We start from the raw sequence: 15,044 nt of genomic DNA on the forward strand, positions 1-15,044 counted from the left end.
CTTTTATAAAAGCGGTTTTTTATATATAAGTAAGTTATTCTATAATTCTAAGAAGCTGTAATCAATAGAAGCTACCATAGGCCCTGCTCCTTTTTTCTTATCTGTTCTTACGATCTCGCCGTCTATCCAAAGATTAATGACCAATTCTGAATCGGCATCCGGAAGATCGGCTTTCGCATCAAGGTTTAACTGCGCCTGGCTGGAATTCACAAAAAATTCGCCACTTGTCCAAACAGTTCCTACAGGATCGAAAATGTCAGTTTTAGATGTTCCTACCTGTGTTACGATAGCTCTGATAACTCCTCCGGTAGTTGTTTTCACTTCAAACTGAACAACATGATCTGCGAATTCTTCTTCGTCGTTATCCTTTTTACAAGAATTCACCACAGTAATTACCGAAAATAATAAAACGAATAAAAAAGAAAGTCTAAGTAAACTTTTTGATTTGTAAAATTGCTTCATTTCTCCAAATAGATTTTTAATGTTTCAAATATAAGTTTTTTATTAATATAAAAATAACTTTTATGAAAAATTTCCAATAAAGTTTTCTAAATAATATCAAATCAATAAAAAAGCACAAGTACAGCAGCAGCCTATATTTGAGCGTGTGCTTCCCTAAATTATTAAGTATAAAAACCAGGTTTGTATTTTAGATTTACAATATGATTTATTAATTATATTTGCTGTATGAATTTAGATTATATAGTAAGAGAACCGGAACATATCACCTCAAATACTACCGTCCTTTTCATGCTTCATGGCTATGGCAGCAATGAGCAGGATCTTTTCAGTTTCAGGGAAACTCTTCCCGCCGACTGGCTTATTGTAAGCTTCAGGGCACCCAGAGATACCCAGTTTGAAGGATATTCCTGGTTTGATATTGATTTTAACAATCCTGAAAACTTCATTGACATTTCCCAGGCCAAGGAATCTTTAAATGCAGTACTAGAAAATATTCTGAAAATTGTGAATCATTACGGACTTATTGAAGGTAAGGTACATTTGTGCGGATTCAGCCAGGGCGGAATACTTTGTTACGCTTTAGCTTTAAAGCACCCTGATCTTTTCAATTATGTGGCATGTTTAAGCAGCTATCCTGAGGAAAAGCTTCTGGATGGCATCGTAAAAGACAAAAAGAAGCTGGAAAGACTCCGTTTCTTCGTATCTCACGGAACAGATGATGCTGTTATCCCAATGGAATGGGGAAGAAAAGCAGCAGACCTTCTGTATGACCTGAGCTGTTACTTTACGTTCAGAGAGTATATGAGCGGACATGGTGTGAATCAGAAGAACTATATGGACCTGATGGATTTTTTCTCAAAATAAAACCCAACCCATTTCATTTTTCTTCAACTAATATTACTTCTTTGTTGAAGTTTATATAAACATTCCTGTTTTTGGAATGTTTTTTTATAGATAGTAAGGATAATTTCAGTAAATTCAGTAAATGAAACTTCTGCTTTCTTTACTGACATTATTCTTAAGCATTTTTATAAGTGCACAGAATACTTTTGAACTGGTTAAAGTTAAAAAAGCGGTTATTCCTTTTAAGCTTATCAATAACCTTATCTTCATTCCCATCAATGTTAATGGTGCAGAGCTTACCTTTATGCTTGATACCGGAGTTGCGGAAACCATTCTTTTCAGCTTTGACAATAAAGAGATCAGGCTGCAGAATATTGAAAAGATCAAATTTTCAGGGCTTGGAGGAAATGTAAGTATAGACGGTCTTAAATCTGATCGTAATATTGCAAAAATAGGTGATAACATCATCAATTCTTCTATGCTTCTGTATATTGTCATTGATGAAGAATTCAATATTTCACCTCATATAGGAATTCCTGTGAACGGAGTAATCGGGTATCATTTTTTTAAGAATAATCCTATTTTGATAGATTATACAACCAAAAAAATAACGGTCTATCAGGATACAGATGCATTCAAAAAGAAAGTCCGAAAGTTTGATGAGTTTCCTATGAGTGTGGAAAAGGACAAACCTTACATTAATGCTGATATAGAAATGACCAGGGAAAAGAAAAGCTCAAAACTGCTGATAGATCTCGGTAACAGTGATGCTATTTGGCTATTCCCTACCCTTATTAAAGATTTTGTGTACAACAGACCCAACATTGATGATTATCTGGGCCGTGGCTTCAATGGAGATATTTACGGTAAAAGAAGCCGTATCCATAATTTCTATCTCGGAGATTTTAAATTTGAAAAACCGCTCACAGCAATGCCTGACGAGTATTCTATTCAGCATGTTAATCTGGTAAAGGATAGAAAGGGATCCGTCGGGGCTGAAATAATGCGTAGATTTTCTGTCGTTTTCGATTATAAAGGTGAGAAATTGTATCTTAGAAAAAACAGGAATTTTGATGAGCCTTTTCATTTCAATATGAGCGGACTGGATTTTAAACAGGACGGACTGGAATGGCAGGAAGACCGGGTAAAAATAGAACCAAAAAAAATATCGGAAGCAAGCAGTGAGATTTCCGTGGTCAATAATTTTCAGTATAAGTTTACATTGAAACCTATTTTTTCCGTTGCTGGAGTAAGAAAAGATTCACCGGCATTTATAGCAGGGCTCAAAAAAGATGACCGCATAATCACGATCAACGGAAGCCGGACTTCCGATATGACCATGGAAAAGATTATGGAGCTGATGAAATCTGATGAAGGAAAAAATATCACAATGGTGATTCAGAGAAAAAATAAGGAAATGACATTTAGTTTTGTGTTAGAAGACCCTATACCCTATCAAGATTAAAATATGAAAACCGAAGAAAGCACAATAGATAAAATAAGAACCCGTCCAAGATTCAAGATGTTTACGCATCTTACCAAAGAAGAATATGCGGAAAATCTGAAAAAGTATCTTGCTGACCATAAGGATGAATTTTCCGGAAATATCAACAAGGAAATGGCCACGATCTGCGTTGAAACTGAATATGACAATTACTGGAAACCCAGGCTGTCTTTACGGATAGAAATTGAAGATGACGAAACTGTCATACGAGGAGTATTCGGCCCCAGCTCTGCTGTATGGACTTTCTTTATGTTCCTCTATTTTTTCTTTTCTATCCTGTGGATGACTTTCTTTACAATGTATTACGTGGAAAATCAGATAAAAAGCGCTGAGTTCCCGTGGGCCCTGAGCGCTTCATTTGTTATGTTGTTCTGCATCTTTCTTACCTATGCAGCTGCCAGATTCGGGCAATACAAAGGCAAAGAAGAAATGCTTAAGCTTAGAAGGTTTGCGGAAGAATCTACTTCACAGTTTGAAAAGAAAATCAGTTAGCAGGAACTTCTGCAGGTTTTTCTTCCTGGATTGGAGCTGCCATAGCTTTAGCTGTTTTAATGGAATCTGATACTTTTTCTCTGTTGTCCTGTTCCTTGATCATTTTATCAATATGAGGCTCCAGTAGCTTAGTCATTTCTTCCACTGAAATATTATTGGCATTGGGATCATCCAGAAGCTTTCTCCACGGCTTTCTGCCACCCCATTTGTAATCTCCGAATACCATTACAGGTGTTCCTTTTGCTTTGGTTGTGGCACCTCCGGGATTCAGAATCCAGGTATCTGCATAAGAATACAGCCACTGGGCATCTTTCATCAATAAACGTAAGCATGAATGTGATGCCGGATAACCGGGAAGATCATACTGGTGCCATCCAATACCTCCGACATTGTGAATATTAAAATTATAAGGAAGCTTCCACTCACTGCTTACCGTTGAAATCGAAAGTTTCTTTTTCCAGTTGGCAAAAGTAAGTCCACGTGTTGTCTGCGCAGCTTTTTTTCCCATACTTGTTGGGCCCCATTTGACAAGGCTACCATTGGAATAAACACCGTAAGCCTGTATTGGATAGGAAAAGATGACGAATTTTTTCACCCCGCTCAGTATATCAAGCTGCATTGGAAAAGGTGAATATTCCATAAGTGTCGTGTCTATTTTTGCAGGAACGACCAACGTATCGGCATTCCATCTATTTTTAGAATCAAGTCTGTTTAATGCAAGAATCGCATAACGCTCTTTCTCACTGTATTTTTTACTGAATTCTGCATAAATGGAATCTCTTAGTTTTTTATCTTTGGGAAGTACAAGGGCATTATAAAAACCGTTTTCCTGCATTGCCGGCGGTACAGATTCTTTTTTTACAACAGAATCTTTCTTAATGGAATCTTTTTCTACAGCAGAAGTTTCTGACGAAGAAACCGTATCTTTAAAAGTATCGCTTATTTTTTCAATTTCTTTCTTACAAGAAATCAGCATTGCAGCACAAAAAAGAGCATATAAAAATGATTTTTTCACAGATATGTTTTTCATAAATAAAACAGGTCATTTAGTTGGGTTACCCATTGCAAATATCAGACCTTAATTTGAATCCCAAAAGACATTATAAAAAATACCGTAAAAAAACGGTATTAAAGTATATTATTTACAATAGCTTATTGGTTTTAGCATAAATAAGAGCTTAGCGATTATATTTTTGACGGTTACACTCAGAAAATAATCTGTATCCGGTTGGTTTTCATCTTTGATTTAAGAATATAAAGCGTTGTGTTTATATATTTTTTGGAGGATCTCATATTCGTTATTATGAAATTTACGGACATTATCAGGGATAATATCTTTAAATGCATTTTCTTTGCGACATGGAATATGTTTAATTTGTGCCTGATAAATCAATTTCAAACAAACTGAGTTCAGCGTTATGATAATGCCCGGGAAGGCCATCAGTATCTTTAAGTTGTACCAATCCTAGAAAAGCAAAGCCGCATTTTTTATAATGATTGATCAGAGGAGTATTCTCTCCAACCGTATCCATCCTTATGAACTGTTTATTATGCTCTTTCGAATATTTTTTTGCCCAGTCTACTATCTCAGCTACCAGATTTTGGCCTCTAAATTCCGGATTGGTAGCGATACGATGAATATACATTGCCGGGTCAGCATTTTTTTCTGCCCAAATCTGCGGGTCACTGAAAGCAACTGCCCAAATACAGGCTATTTCATTATTTATTACAATCTTCCATTGTCTTTTTTCATCAATTTCAGTTTCTATCAGACTTCTTTCAAATTCCGGCCACAGAACAATATTTTTTGTTCTTTGGAAATCAGTTGCCAAACGATATAGCCTGAAAATCTCTTCAATATCCTGTCGATTGCTATTCTCTATAATCATATTTTGAGCTTGATGGGTTATCTAACAAAAATAGGGATAAAAAATAAATTTTTCAATGTCTGTACCCATTCTTAAAGTCATTAATATCCAACCGATATGCGGGATACATTGAAAACTTTTATCTAGATTTGTTTTCAATTACAAACAACAGAATCTTATGAAAAAAATAGGCTTGGTAGGCGGAATTAGCTGGGTCTCTACGTTGGACTATTATAAATTCATCAATGAAGGAGTCAATGCCAGACTGGGAGGGCTGAATGCTGCTGAATGTATGATGTATTCCTTAAATTTCGGAGACATTCAGGCAAAAGGATGGACCAATTCCTTTGAATTATTACGGAGAGCCTGTGAACACCTTAAAAACACCGGAGCAGACAGCATTGTTCTATGTGCAAATACAGCCCACTTATTTGCAGACGAGCTTCAGGATACCGTACAACTGCCCATTCTCCATATTGGGACAGAAACGGCAAAAGCAATACGTAAAGCCGGATTTACAAAGGTCGGACTGCTGGGAACAAAATTTACCATGGAAATGGATTTTTACAAAAATAAACTTCAGGAATATGGGCTTGAAGTACTGATCCCGGAAAACCAGGAAACAAGAGATTATATTCAGCATACGGTCAAGGAAGAACTGGGAGTAGGATTTATTAATCCTGAAACCAAGACCAATTATATTTCCATTGTAGAAGACCTTATCAGCTGTGGTGCAGAATGTATTATTCTCGGCTGCACGGAAATCCCGCTGCTGATCAGCCAGGATGATTTTGCAATTCCTGTTTTTGATACTACAAAAATACACTGTGAAGCTATTGTAGAGTATATTGTTTCGTAAAATAGCTTTTCTTATACCAATAAAATTCATACAAGAAAAAATCCCTTCAAATAATTGAAGGGATTTTAAAAGATCTTGCGATCCGGACGGGACTCGAACCCGCGACCTCCGCCGTGACAGGGCGGCATTCTAACCAGCTGAACTACCGGATCATTTTCTGTTGTTGTAAAGAACGTTGTTTCTTTTTTGTGATTGCAAAATTACACCTTTTTTCATTCCCTGCAAATTATTTGTTAAAAAAAAGCCTCCCGAAAACGGAAGGCATTCATTATCAAAGTTATTTTTTTACAAGTGTGCGCTTAATTTTTCAGCGATTACTTCTTTTGGAGTCACACCTACTAATTTATCAACCACTTCACCGTTCTTAAAAATCAGAACTGTAGGGATATTTCTGATGCCATACTGCATTGAAATTTCCTGGTTGTTGTCTACATCAACTTTTCCTACCACTGCTTTTCCTTCAAAATCTGATGCTACTTCTTCGATGATTGGCCCCAAAGTTCTGCATGGTCCACACCATACAGCCCAGAAGTCTACCAATACCGGCTTATCTGATTTTAAAACTGTGTCCTGAAATGAGCTGTCCGTAATTTCTAAAGCCATTTTGTTTCTTTTATTTAAATTAATATTATATTTCTATTTCTATCCTTAATTGGATATTCAAAATTACGCTTTTTAAGCAATAAGACTATCTATGCTCAACATTTGTTTTTTCTATAGCAAAGTCTTTTGAAATATCTTTCAAAGCTTCTACCAGCGCATCTATCTCTGCTTTTGTTGTCATATGGCTGAATGAAATACGTAATGGCGTACAATGATCCATCTCATCTTCAGTAAGGACCATCATCATGACCATGGAAGGCTTTGATGCTCCCGAAGAGCAGGCACTGCCCTGAGAAATAGCAATTCCTTTCATATCGAGCTGAAGTCCAATTAAAGGGTTTTTATATGGAAGTAAAGCACTTAAAACCGTGTAAAGACTGTTTTCCTTCTCTGCGCTTCTTCCATTGAATTTAATCCCCGGAATTACAGCAGAAAGCCTTTCTATCGCATAGTCTTTAATCTCCTGCATATGATTGGTATATTCTTCCATATGCTTCAAAGAAAGCTCCAAGGCTTTGCCAAGGCCTACAATACCACTTACATTCTCTGTTCCGGCTCTTAAGCTTCTTTCCTGAGGTCCTCCTGTAATAATTCCCCGCATTCCGGTCGCTTTCCTGATAAAAGCAAAACCTACTCCTTTCGGTCCATGGAATTTGTGGGCACTGCATGAAGCAAAATCCACCATGATATCTGAAAAGTCCAGATTCATATGCGCCATTGTCTGTACCGTATCTGAGTGGAAAAGCGCATTATTGGCTTTGCAGAGCTCAGCGATTTTTTTGATATCTGCAATATTTCCTATTTCGTTGTTGGCGTGCATTAAGCTTACCAGGGTCTTTTTATCCGAAGCTTTTAACAGCTCTTCCAGTTTATTAAGGTCGATATCCCCTTTTTCGTTAGGACGGATATAGTTTACCTCTACTCCCTTTCTGCTTTTCATATCCAGAATAGTCTCAGAAACACATTTGTGTTCCAGCGGAGTACTGATGATCCTTTCCACTCCAAGGTGTTCAACGCTGGATTTGATGATCATATTGTTTGATTCTGTTCCGCAAGAAGTAAAGATGATCTCTGCAGGAGTTACATGAAGATAATCCGCAACCTGCCTTCTCACATTTTCAATAAGGATCTTTGCTTCCTGGCCAAAACTATGGGTAGAAGAAGGATTTCCGAAATTCATTTTCATGGTGTTAACCATGGCATCTATGACTTCTTCTGAAAGAGGAGTTGTTGCCGCGTTATCTAAATATATTTTGTTCATTTTTATTTTGAATATTTTAATTCTACTGAGGTAAACTGGTAATCTGAAGGAACAGCAAAGATAAACCAAGGGTTTGAAAGCATCTGAATTTCCATTCCGCCTGACGGTGTTTCGGGAACCTCCACATAAAGGATATTGTTTTTCACAGTGGTACTTTTAATCGTACCAATCGTGTGGCTTCCCGATCGGAAGCTACCCATATTATACAGAACCACTTTTTTGTTTTTTGGAAATTTCGGATAGTTTATGGATGGTTCTTTGCCCAACTCAACAAGACCGAAACTTCCTTTGATAACATTACGGAATTCCTGTTCATCCTTAATGATCTTAAATCCGGCTTTGTCCGCGCCGCCTTGTGCCTCGGAAACAAGCAGTTCAGTACTTTTCTGCATTCCTGATGGTTTTTGAGACGGCGTAGCTGCACAGCTCATAATGATTGCAGTACATAAAATAAGCAGTCCTTTCATTTTTACATTTTTTATCATCCAAAATTAGTGAAAAAATTGGTAATGACCTTCATTTGCCCATTTCAGCATCTGCCGATCCCCGGAAGTATCTCCGAAAGCGATAATTTTATCGTATTTAGAATCGCTTATCTCAGCTTTTATTCTTAGAAGTTTTTCCTTTCCATTGCAGTTTTTGCCAATGAAATTTCCCGTAAAAATACCATTTTTAAACTCTGCACGGGTGGATACAAGCTCCATTTTCAGTTCTTCAGCAAAAGGTTTTACCCATATATCCAGAGAAGCAGTTACCAATAAACTCTGTGTATTATCCCTATCGATATTTTTTATAAAGTCAAGAGCATTTTCCCTCACAATCTTTGGATAATGCTGTTCAAAAAACTGTTTGGACTTCATCTCAATCTTTTCCTGTGTCTGTCCTTTCAGAATAGATCCTATAAAGCTTTTCTTTACTTTTTCGGTCTCGGCAAGCTTCAGTTTCAAGAGGATGAAAAGAGGAATGTGTCTTAAAAATTGCATCCTGAATTTTGTAGAATCATAGAATTTAAGATACATGAACATGGTATCCTTATACGTCAGGGTTCCGTCAAAATCAAAACAATACAATTTTTTCATTTTTACTAAAGCTTTAATTTTTTAAATATAAATTCAGGTATATTCCTGATAATCATCATTATAATACTCCATATCGGCAAAACATATGCCACATTCTTCTGCTTTTTAAACGCATTGTAAATGCAGTCTGCAGCCTGTTTTGGTGTTGCGGTCAGTTTCGGATTCAAAGGCAGTCCTTCGGTCATTTTTGTAGCCATAAATCCAGGTTTTATGGTAAGAACATGTACTTTTTTCTCGAAAAGATAGTTACGGAGTCCACTAAGATACGCTGTAAAAGCCGCTTTTGCACTTCCATAGATGAAATTACTCTGCCTCCCACGGTCTCCTGCCACTGATGACAGCCCGATGATGGTTCCTGATCTTCTGCTTTCAAATTTCTGTGCAAAGTAGTTCATAACGGGAACCAGCTTTGAATAATTAATGTTAATGATCCTTTCCGTATTCCTGTTATCATAAAGACCTTCTTCGGTCCCATCTCCTAAATATCCTGCAGCACAAAATAATACATTTGAACTGACATGATCAAATGTATTATAATCAATCTCTTTCATCAGATCAATTTCAATTACTTCGGACTGCTGCAGAAACTTTACATCAATATGCCTCGCGAATCTTTCAGTAGTTTCTTTGTTTGAAGTGAAAAGATATATTTTTTCAAATTTTTCCCCTTCCTGCAGGGCCTTTTCAACAAAAGCCTGTGCCACCTCAGATGTACTTCCCAGAACTATCATTATGAATTGTTGTTTATGATTCGTTTGTGCTGTAATGACACAAATTTTGAACTTTGAATGTTTTTAAGATAATTCGTGAGTGAAGATCTGCTCATGCTGTCTTTTGTCAGATAAATCCTTCCTCCGAACTGCTGCACAATATTATCTAATTTCTCAACAAGTTTTTCCAGCTTTGAATTGACCTTAAAGTCCAGGGCCAGCGTATAGCCTTCAAACGGAAATGAATTATAAGCCTTCGGATTGTTTTTCCCGAAAAGCTTCAAGACAGCCAGAAAAGACCCATTCCCGCTTGCTGCAATAGTTTCAAGGATCTGTTTCATTCCTTCTTTACCTGTTTCTTTCGGAATCACCATCTGGTACTGGATGAAGCCGGCTTTTCCGTAGATTTTATTCCAATCGTTGATAGCATCCAGAGGATAAAAAAATGTTTCATAATCAACGAATGATTTAACTTCTTTTTTTGCCTGTTTTTTGTAATACAGGAGATTGAAGATCTTCACGGTTAATGCATTCAGCACAAAGCCCGGAAAATAAAAGGGAACTGTGGGCTGTAATTTTTTCTTAAGTCTTAGTGGCTGTTTTGCCATATTTTGTGGAAGCTCGTGCTGAAAAGCGTGTTCGCCTCTCATTAAAATGCTTCTTCCTAAATTTTTACCTTTCTGGAGACAGTCGATCCATGCAACTGTATACGTCCAGTTTTCGCTTTCTTCAAAGAGTCTGAAGATTTCGTCCAGATTCTCTGCTTTTATGCTCTCCTGACGGATATAGGCAGATTCTATATTTTTAAGTTTGAATTTTACAGTAAGAATGATTCCGGTAAGTCCCATCCCTCCAATAGTAGCCCAAAATTTATCTGGGTTTTCCTCTCTGGAACACGTAATGATGTTTCCGTTTTCCGTCATCAGTTTAAATTCGGTGACATATTCTGAAAAACAGCCTTCCGCATGATGGTTTTTACCATGAACATCGGAGGCAATAGCTCCTCCCACTGAAATAAATTTCGTGCCAGGAGTTACATAAAGAAAATATCCCTGCGGCACCGAAATTTCAAGCACATCTGAAAGCAATACTCCGGATTCACATTCTATAATACCGTTAAGACGGTCGAAACTGATAAATTTATTTAATTTTTTGGTAGAAAATATGGTTTCTCCCAAAGATGCATCACCATAGCATCTTCCGTTTCCTCTTGCAATAATTTCGTTATGATTGAGTACAAATTCTTTTATCTTTTTGAAGCTGTCCTCAGATCTCATTTCTTTTTCTACTACCGGGAAGTTGCCCCAGTTTGTAACTTTCTGTATGAAATTCGGCTTCATTTTTTAAAATAAATCTGGATTAAGAATGCTGCTACCCAAAGTATTAAAGTGATCTGGATATATCGGTCTCTGTACACAATTTTTGTAGGAGATTCTGTTCTGTTATATACTAATGTCTGCTGAAGATATCTTAAAAAAGCAAAGACTACAAATATGACGGTATAAAAAACTCTCTCATGAAACCGTGCCTGAACTTCAGGCGAAAGGGTAAACATGAGATAGCAGACAATGGCTAATGTAACTGAAATGGACAGCGCAATATCTGCAAACTGTACATTATACCCGTCCAGTGCTTTCCTTGTTTTTCCGGAAACCTGAGCATTAATAAGTTCTCCTCTTCTTTTTCCAATCGCTAAAACCAATGCCAAGACAAAAGTTAGTAAGATCGCCCACTGGGAAATACCTATTTCTGTAATATAACCGCCAGCTAAAACCCTCAGCACAAAGCCTAAAGCGATAATAAAAATATCAATGATCGGAACATGCTTAAGTTTAAAGGTATAGGCAAGATTGACTGCAATATAAAGTCCAATGATTATAGCGAATTTCCATAGGGGTTCGTGGAAGTAAAACCTTGCAAGAAACACAAGAGCAATATCAACGATCATAAGGGCTGCAAGGATTGCCAAAGCTTTGGCTTTAGAAACAGCTCCGCTTGCCAGAGGCCGCCTTCTTTTCTCAGGATGCTTTCTGTCTGCCTCAATATCATTATAGTCATTCAGAATATAGACAACACTTGCTGCAAGGGAAAAAATAATAAATGCAAAAATACTTTTATTAAGTAGGTCTAAATTGGTAATATTTCCGGAAAAAAACAGAGGGACGAAAACAAACAGGTTTTTCACCCATTGTTCTACACGGAGAAGTTTAAAGTATTTCTTCATTTATGCTATTTCGGTTACAAAAATAGTGATTTCAAAATTTACACCATAAAAATACAAAAAAAACCGCCGAGGCGGTCTTTTACGAAAATATTTATATAATTAAATTAATTACTGCCCTTGCTTGGCATCATTAATCATTTTCTCGTTAGCTGTAATGGCAAACTCCACTCTTCTGTTTTTAGCTCTTCCTTCGTCTGTATCGTTGGTAGCCACCGGCATAGACTCTCCTTCACCTTTTGTAAACATTCTGCTGGAAGCAATTCCTTTTCCTGACAAATAAGCTTTTACAGCGTCTGCTCTTCTTTGAGAAAGAGAAAGGTTGTAAGCATCTGCACCTTTGCTGTCTGTGTGACCGTAGATATTGATATTAGTATCTGGATTATCTACAAGAACTGTAGCTAGCTTATCAAGGTTGGCCTGAGCAATAGAAGTTAAATTTGAAGAGTCAAAAGCAAAGTTAACAATGCTTTCATTCATGGTAATTTTAATACCGTCACCTACTCTTTCTACTTCAGCTCCAGGTAAAGTTTCCTTAATCTGCTTAGCCTGCTTATCCATTTTATTACCGATTACGTTACCAGCAACACCACCGATAATACCTCCTAATACTGCTCCTAATGCCGAGTTTTTACCACTTCCCACATTATTTCCCAGAATACCTCCGATCACAGCTCCTGAAGCAGCACCTACTGCTGTACCTCTCTGCTGATGATTAGAATTCTGAACAGCTTCACAGCTTGTTAGCAATAATGCTGATGATAAGAAAAGAGCTCCTATATATGTTTTATTAAATTTCATTTTTTTAATCTTTTATATTGATAATTATTTCATTCCTGTTCTCTGGAAGTTGTAAACAACCTGTACTGTGCTTCCATCAAACGGAACGCTTTGTACAAGTGAAAACTGATCTGTAGACTGGTTAGTAATCGTTAAAGAGTATCCTACAGTATTTTCTTTAGCTTTAGTTCCCTCAGCGATTTTTTTAAACAAGAAAGTATTGCCGTCTTTTACTTCAAATTTAATTGGACGTGTAAGGCTTGGACAAGCTCCACCTCCGTTTAAAGTATAGGCACCGGTGTAGTTATTGGGAATTAATCTCCAATGACTTCCTACAAAACACTGGGCATCTGCACCTTCGTCAAAAGGTTTGATTTTAAACCCTTTTTCATAGTCCACGCTAACAATCTGCCAGTCGCCTTTTAATTTTAAGTATTCGACTCTCTGGTTTTGTGATGTTTCTGCTTTTTTCACTGAGGAACAAGACACTGCAAAAAGTGATGTTCCAATCATCCCTGCAAGTAGTAACTTTTTCATTTTGTTGTTTATTATTTTGTTATTTATAAAGTTACAAAAAACCGTGCCAAATTGAAAGATAAAAATAAAAAAAGTCCGAAATTTTCGGACTTTAAATGTTTTCTCCTTATATACAGGAAGATATACTATTTTTTAACAGCCTTTTTTACGGATTTCGTAGGCTTATTGCTGCTTGAAGATTTTCCGTTGTAGAAATTGGTATAGGCATATTCTGCGGCCTTTTGAAGATCTATAACACCTCCGGCTTGAGAATATTCAGGAAATTTGTTATCCGCATTAGGATTACTGCTTTTTACCAATGCTTCAATTATCTGGTATGGCTTCAGATTAGGCATATAGGCAAGTAATACTGCTGCAGCTCCGGCTACTACCGGGGATGCCATAGAGGTTCCCTGAAGATATTTGTATTCGTTTTTAGGAACTGTAGAATAAATTTCTTCACCCGGTGCGAAAACATTTACCATTTTCTTATTGTAGTTAGAGAAATCTGCTCTAAGTTCGTTATTTCTGTTGGTACTTGCTCCCACAACCAGCACGTTGTTCACAAACGGTTTTTCATCTGCAACATTTTTAAAATTGGTAGGGAAAGCAAGGTGTTCGGCTACATCTTCGTTTTCATTACCCGCTGCTTTTACTAAAAGAACACCCTTGTCTTCAGCATATTTGAAGGCATCCCACACTACATTTTTACCTGGAGACACCGGTTTTCCGAAACTCATGTTTAACACTTTTGCTCCGTTATCTACTGCATATCTGATAGCGTTTGCAACGTCTTTATCTCTTTCGTCTCCGTTTGGAACGGTTCTTACAGACATGATCTTAGCTACTTTGGAAGCTACACCATACTGTATTTCTTTTCCTTGAGGAAGGCCGGCAATAATTCCCGCCACATGTGTTCCGTGTTCCGCATCTGGTCCCTCATAGTCATTATTCCCATAGTTTTTCTCAGAATAATCGTCGTAATTATCTCCAACGATTTCTTTTCTTGGGTCATAGCTCAGGTCATATTGCTTGGATTGTGGAGTAAAATGATCGATAGCTTCCTTCATCTGCTCTTTCATTAGTTTTTCGAACTCTGCAGAAGATTTTCCTTTGAATTCAGGGCTTTGAGAAACCTGACCTAAAACATTAAGAGCAATAGCATCTTTCTGATCGGTAGGAGGTTTAATTCCCTGTAAAGTTTCTGCAGTAACAGGCTTACCTCCCAACAATTTTACCATGTTTGGAATAATACTGTTGATCATAGTGTAGGTCTGCAGGTTTTGTTTTGCTTCTATGCTTTTTTTGCTGAACAGCTCTTTAGACTTCATATACATAGCAAACTCTTCGGGCATTTTTGCCTGGTTCGCTTTGTTTTTTGCAGAATCATCACTTTCGAAAACAGGTTTATATTTAGCAACAACTCTTGTTACTTCCATATTGTCTATATCGATGTCACCATTTTTGCCGCCGATAAAATTCCAGCCGTGTATGTCATCAATATATCCATTTCCGTCATCATCTTTTCCGTTTCCGGGAACTTCATTAGGATTAGACCATACATTTTTTACAAGGCCCGGATGGTCAACCTGAACACCACTGTCTAAAACTCCTACAACAACAGTTTTAGGCTTAAGACCTTTGGATTCTAAATATTTATATGCGTTTGCCGTATTTACTCCATATACTTTTGTTGCAGAAAAATCTTTATGATACCAAGTCATCAGATCTTTATCCTCTTTCGGGTCAATGCTCTTAGCCTGTGCTTCCTGAGCATATGAGAAACTAAAGCCTGCCAGAAAAACAGCAGCTAATAATACCTTTTTCATATGTTGATAATTATTTT

General features: G+C 37.1%; 17 protein-coding genes and 1 tRNA gene. 4 read left to right on the forward strand and 14 right to left on the reverse strand.

What is annotated here, in order from left to right; all coding sequences use genetic code 11:
- Positions 1–39: 39 nt before the first annotated feature.
- Positions 40–462: a hypothetical protein gene (locus tag ACTJIV_RS10180; RefSeq protein WP_111956000.1), complete on the reverse strand. Its 423-nt coding sequence runs from the start codon at positions 460–462 to the stop codon at positions 40–42.
- Positions 463–687: 225 nt separating this feature from the next.
- On the opposite strand from ACTJIV_RS10180, the gene ACTJIV_RS10185 reads away from it, so the two are divergent.
- The 3 genes from ACTJIV_RS10185 to ACTJIV_RS10195 all read left to right on the forward strand — a co-directional run bounded on the left by ACTJIV_RS10185 (position 688) and on the right by ACTJIV_RS10195 (position 3,301).
- Complete coding sequence (locus tag ACTJIV_RS10185) at positions 688–1,326, forward strand: alpha/beta hydrolase (RefSeq protein WP_111955998.1); 639 nt, start codon at positions 688–690, stop codon at positions 1,324–1,326.
- A 121-nt stretch (positions 1,327–1,447) separates the two neighbouring features.
- Positions 1,448–2,770, forward strand: a complete 1,323-nt coding sequence (locus ACTJIV_RS10190; protein WP_440627225.1) for a PDZ domain-containing protein — start codon at positions 1,448–1,450, stop codon at positions 2,768–2,770.
- Between the two features lie 3 nt (positions 2,771–2,773).
- Positions 2,774–3,301, forward strand: coding sequence for a hypothetical protein (locus ACTJIV_RS10195; RefSeq protein ID WP_111955994.1), 528 nt, complete (start codon positions 2,774–2,776; stop codon positions 3,299–3,301).
- Here the strand turns inward: ACTJIV_RS10195 and ACTJIV_RS10200 are convergent.
- Positions 3,294–4,331: a L,D-transpeptidase gene (locus ACTJIV_RS10200; RefSeq protein ID WP_336380205.1), complete on the reverse strand. Its 1,038-nt coding sequence runs from the start codon at positions 4,329–4,331 to the stop codon at positions 3,294–3,296. The genes ACTJIV_RS10195 and ACTJIV_RS10200 overlap by 8 nt on opposite strands.
- Before the next feature lie 340 nt (positions 4,332–4,671).
- The gene (locus tag ACTJIV_RS10205; protein ID WP_440627228.1) at positions 4,672–5,190 is read right to left on the reverse strand and encodes a GNAT family N-acetyltransferase; all 519 of its coding nucleotides are present in this window, start codon (positions 5,188–5,190) and stop codon (positions 4,672–4,674) included.
- A gap of 157 nt (positions 5,191–5,347) precedes the next feature.
- Between ACTJIV_RS10205 and ACTJIV_RS10210 the strand changes: the two genes are divergently transcribed.
- Complete coding sequence (locus tag ACTJIV_RS10210) at positions 5,348–6,028, forward strand: aspartate/glutamate racemase family protein (RefSeq protein ID WP_440627230.1); 681 nt, start codon at positions 5,348–5,350, stop codon at positions 6,026–6,028.
- 78 nt (positions 6,029–6,106) lie between these two features.
- Here the strand turns inward: ACTJIV_RS10210 and ACTJIV_RS10215 are convergent.
- The 11 genes from ACTJIV_RS10215 to ACTJIV_RS10265 all read right to left on the reverse strand — a co-directional run bounded on the left by ACTJIV_RS10215 (position 6,107) and on the right by ACTJIV_RS10265 (position 15,027).
- Positions 6,107–6,180 (reverse strand) — tRNA-Asp (locus ACTJIV_RS10215).
- A 133-nt stretch (positions 6,181–6,313) separates the two neighbouring features.
- Entirely contained in the window at positions 6,314–6,631 is a 318-nt protein-coding gene (trxA, locus tag ACTJIV_RS10220) for a thioredoxin (protein WP_047099031.1), read from the reverse strand.
- Positions 6,632–6,716: 85 nt separating this feature from the next.
- Positions 6,717–7,892 (reverse strand): cysteine desulfurase family protein, encoded by a 1,176-nt coding sequence (locus ACTJIV_RS10225; RefSeq protein WP_440627232.1) that lies wholly within the window; start codon positions 7,890–7,892, stop codon positions 6,717–6,719.
- A 2-nt stretch (positions 7,893–7,894) separates the two neighbouring features.
- On the reverse strand, positions 7,895–8,359 hold the full coding sequence (locus ACTJIV_RS10230; RefSeq protein WP_111956233.1) for a hypothetical protein: 465 nt from the start codon (positions 8,357–8,359) through the stop codon (positions 7,895–7,897).
- Between the two features lie 24 nt (positions 8,360–8,383).
- Positions 8,384–8,971 (reverse strand): HAD family hydrolase, encoded by a 588-nt coding sequence (locus ACTJIV_RS10235; protein ID WP_111955984.1) that lies wholly within the window; start codon positions 8,969–8,971, stop codon positions 8,384–8,386.
- A gap of 5 nt (positions 8,972–8,976) precedes the next feature.
- The gene (locus ACTJIV_RS10240) at positions 8,977–9,702 is read right to left on the reverse strand and encodes an SDR family NAD(P)-dependent oxidoreductase (RefSeq protein ID WP_111955982.1); all 726 of its coding nucleotides are present in this window, start codon (positions 9,700–9,702) and stop codon (positions 8,977–8,979) included.
- Entirely contained in the window at positions 9,702–11,021 is a 1,320-nt protein-coding gene (locus ACTJIV_RS10245; protein WP_440627235.1) for an FAD-binding protein, read from the reverse strand. Before ACTJIV_RS10245 ends, ACTJIV_RS10240 begins: the two co-directional genes overlap by 1 nt.
- Positions 11,018–11,905: a decaprenyl-phosphate phosphoribosyltransferase gene (locus ACTJIV_RS10250; protein ID WP_223558584.1), complete on the reverse strand. Its 888-nt coding sequence runs from the start codon at positions 11,903–11,905 to the stop codon at positions 11,018–11,020. Before ACTJIV_RS10250 ends, ACTJIV_RS10245 begins: the two co-directional genes overlap by 4 nt.
- Positions 11,906–12,013: 108 nt before the next feature.
- Positions 12,014–12,703 carry an OmpA family protein gene (locus ACTJIV_RS10255; RefSeq protein WP_111955976.1) on the reverse strand — a complete coding sequence of 230 codons (690 nt, stop codon included), beginning with the start codon at positions 12,701–12,703 and terminating at the stop codon, positions 12,014–12,016.
- A gap of 24 nt (positions 12,704–12,727) precedes the next feature.
- Positions 12,728–13,219: a lipocalin family protein gene (locus ACTJIV_RS10260; protein WP_111955974.1), complete on the reverse strand. Its 492-nt coding sequence runs from the start codon at positions 13,217–13,219 to the stop codon at positions 12,728–12,730.
- A gap of 125 nt (positions 13,220–13,344) precedes the next feature.
- Complete coding sequence (locus ACTJIV_RS10265) at positions 13,345–15,027, reverse strand: S8 family serine peptidase (RefSeq protein ID WP_111956231.1); 1,683 nt, start codon at positions 15,025–15,027, stop codon at positions 13,345–13,347.
- Between the last annotated feature and the right edge of the window lie 17 nt (positions 15,028–15,044).

The sequence above is a fragment of the Chryseobacterium sp. 22532 genome (assembly GCF_052044665.1).
In the GTDB taxonomy this organism is placed as follows: domain Bacteria; phylum Bacteroidota; class Bacteroidia; order Flavobacteriales; family Weeksellaceae; genus Chryseobacterium; species Chryseobacterium lathyri.

What these genes read in the sequence shown, in the direction of transcription:
- ACTJIV_RS10180 (WP_111956000.1), bottom strand. Translation starts at nt 462, where the DNA reads ATGAAGCAATTTTACAAATCAAAAAGTTTACTTAGACTTTCTTTTTTA.
- ACTJIV_RS10185 (WP_111955998.1), top strand. Translation starts at nt 688, where the DNA reads ATGAATTTAGATTATATAGTAAGAGAACCGGAACATATCACCTCAAAT.
- ACTJIV_RS10190 (WP_440627225.1), top strand. Translation starts at nt 1,448, where the DNA reads ATGAAACTTCTGCTTTCTTTACTGACATTATTCTTAAGCATTTTTATA.
- ACTJIV_RS10195 (WP_111955994.1), top strand. Translation starts at nt 2,774, where the DNA reads ATGAAAACCGAAGAAAGCACAATAGATAAAATAAGAACCCGTCCAAGA.
- ACTJIV_RS10200 (WP_336380205.1), bottom strand. Translation starts at nt 4,331, where the DNA reads ATGAAAAACATATCTGTGAAAAAATCATTTTTATATGCTCTTTTTTGT.
- ACTJIV_RS10205 (WP_440627228.1), bottom strand. Translation starts at nt 5,190, where the DNA reads ATGATTATAGAGAATAGCAATCGACAGGATATTGAAGAGATTTTCAGG.
- ACTJIV_RS10210 (WP_440627230.1), top strand. Translation starts at nt 5,348, where the DNA reads ATGAAAAAAATAGGCTTGGTAGGCGGAATTAGCTGGGTCTCTACGTTG.
- trxA (WP_047099031.1), bottom strand. Translation starts at nt 6,631, where the DNA reads ATGGCTTTAGAAATTACGGACAGCTCATTTCAGGACACAGTTTTAAAA.
- ACTJIV_RS10225 (WP_440627232.1), bottom strand. Translation starts at nt 7,892, where the DNA reads ATGAACAAAATATATTTAGATAACGCGGCAACAACTCCTCTTTCAGAA.
- ACTJIV_RS10230 (WP_111956233.1), bottom strand. Translation starts at nt 8,359, where the DNA reads ATGAAAGGACTGCTTATTTTATGTACTGCAATCATTATGAGCTGTGCA.
- ACTJIV_RS10235 (WP_111955984.1), bottom strand. Translation starts at nt 8,971, where the DNA reads ATGAAAAAATTGTATTGTTTTGATTTTGACGGAACCCTGACGTATAAG.
- ACTJIV_RS10240 (WP_111955982.1), bottom strand. Translation starts at nt 9,702, where the DNA reads ATGATAGTTCTGGGAAGTACATCTGAGGTGGCACAGGCTTTTGTTGAA.
- ACTJIV_RS10245 (WP_440627235.1), bottom strand. Translation starts at nt 11,021, where the DNA reads ATGAAGCCGAATTTCATACAGAAAGTTACAAACTGGGGCAACTTCCCG.
- ACTJIV_RS10250 (WP_223558584.1), bottom strand. Translation starts at nt 11,905, where the DNA reads ATGAAGAAATACTTTAAACTTCTCCGTGTAGAACAATGGGTGAAAAAC.
- ACTJIV_RS10255 (WP_111955976.1), bottom strand. Translation starts at nt 12,703, where the DNA reads ATGAAATTTAATAAAACATATATAGGAGCTCTTTTCTTATCATCAGCA.
- ACTJIV_RS10260 (WP_111955974.1), bottom strand. Translation starts at nt 13,219, where the DNA reads ATGAAAAAGTTACTACTTGCAGGGATGATTGGAACATCACTTTTTGCA.
- ACTJIV_RS10265 (WP_111956231.1), bottom strand. Translation starts at nt 15,027, where the DNA reads ATGAAAAAGGTATTATTAGCTGCTGTTTTTCTGGCAGGCTTTAGTTTC.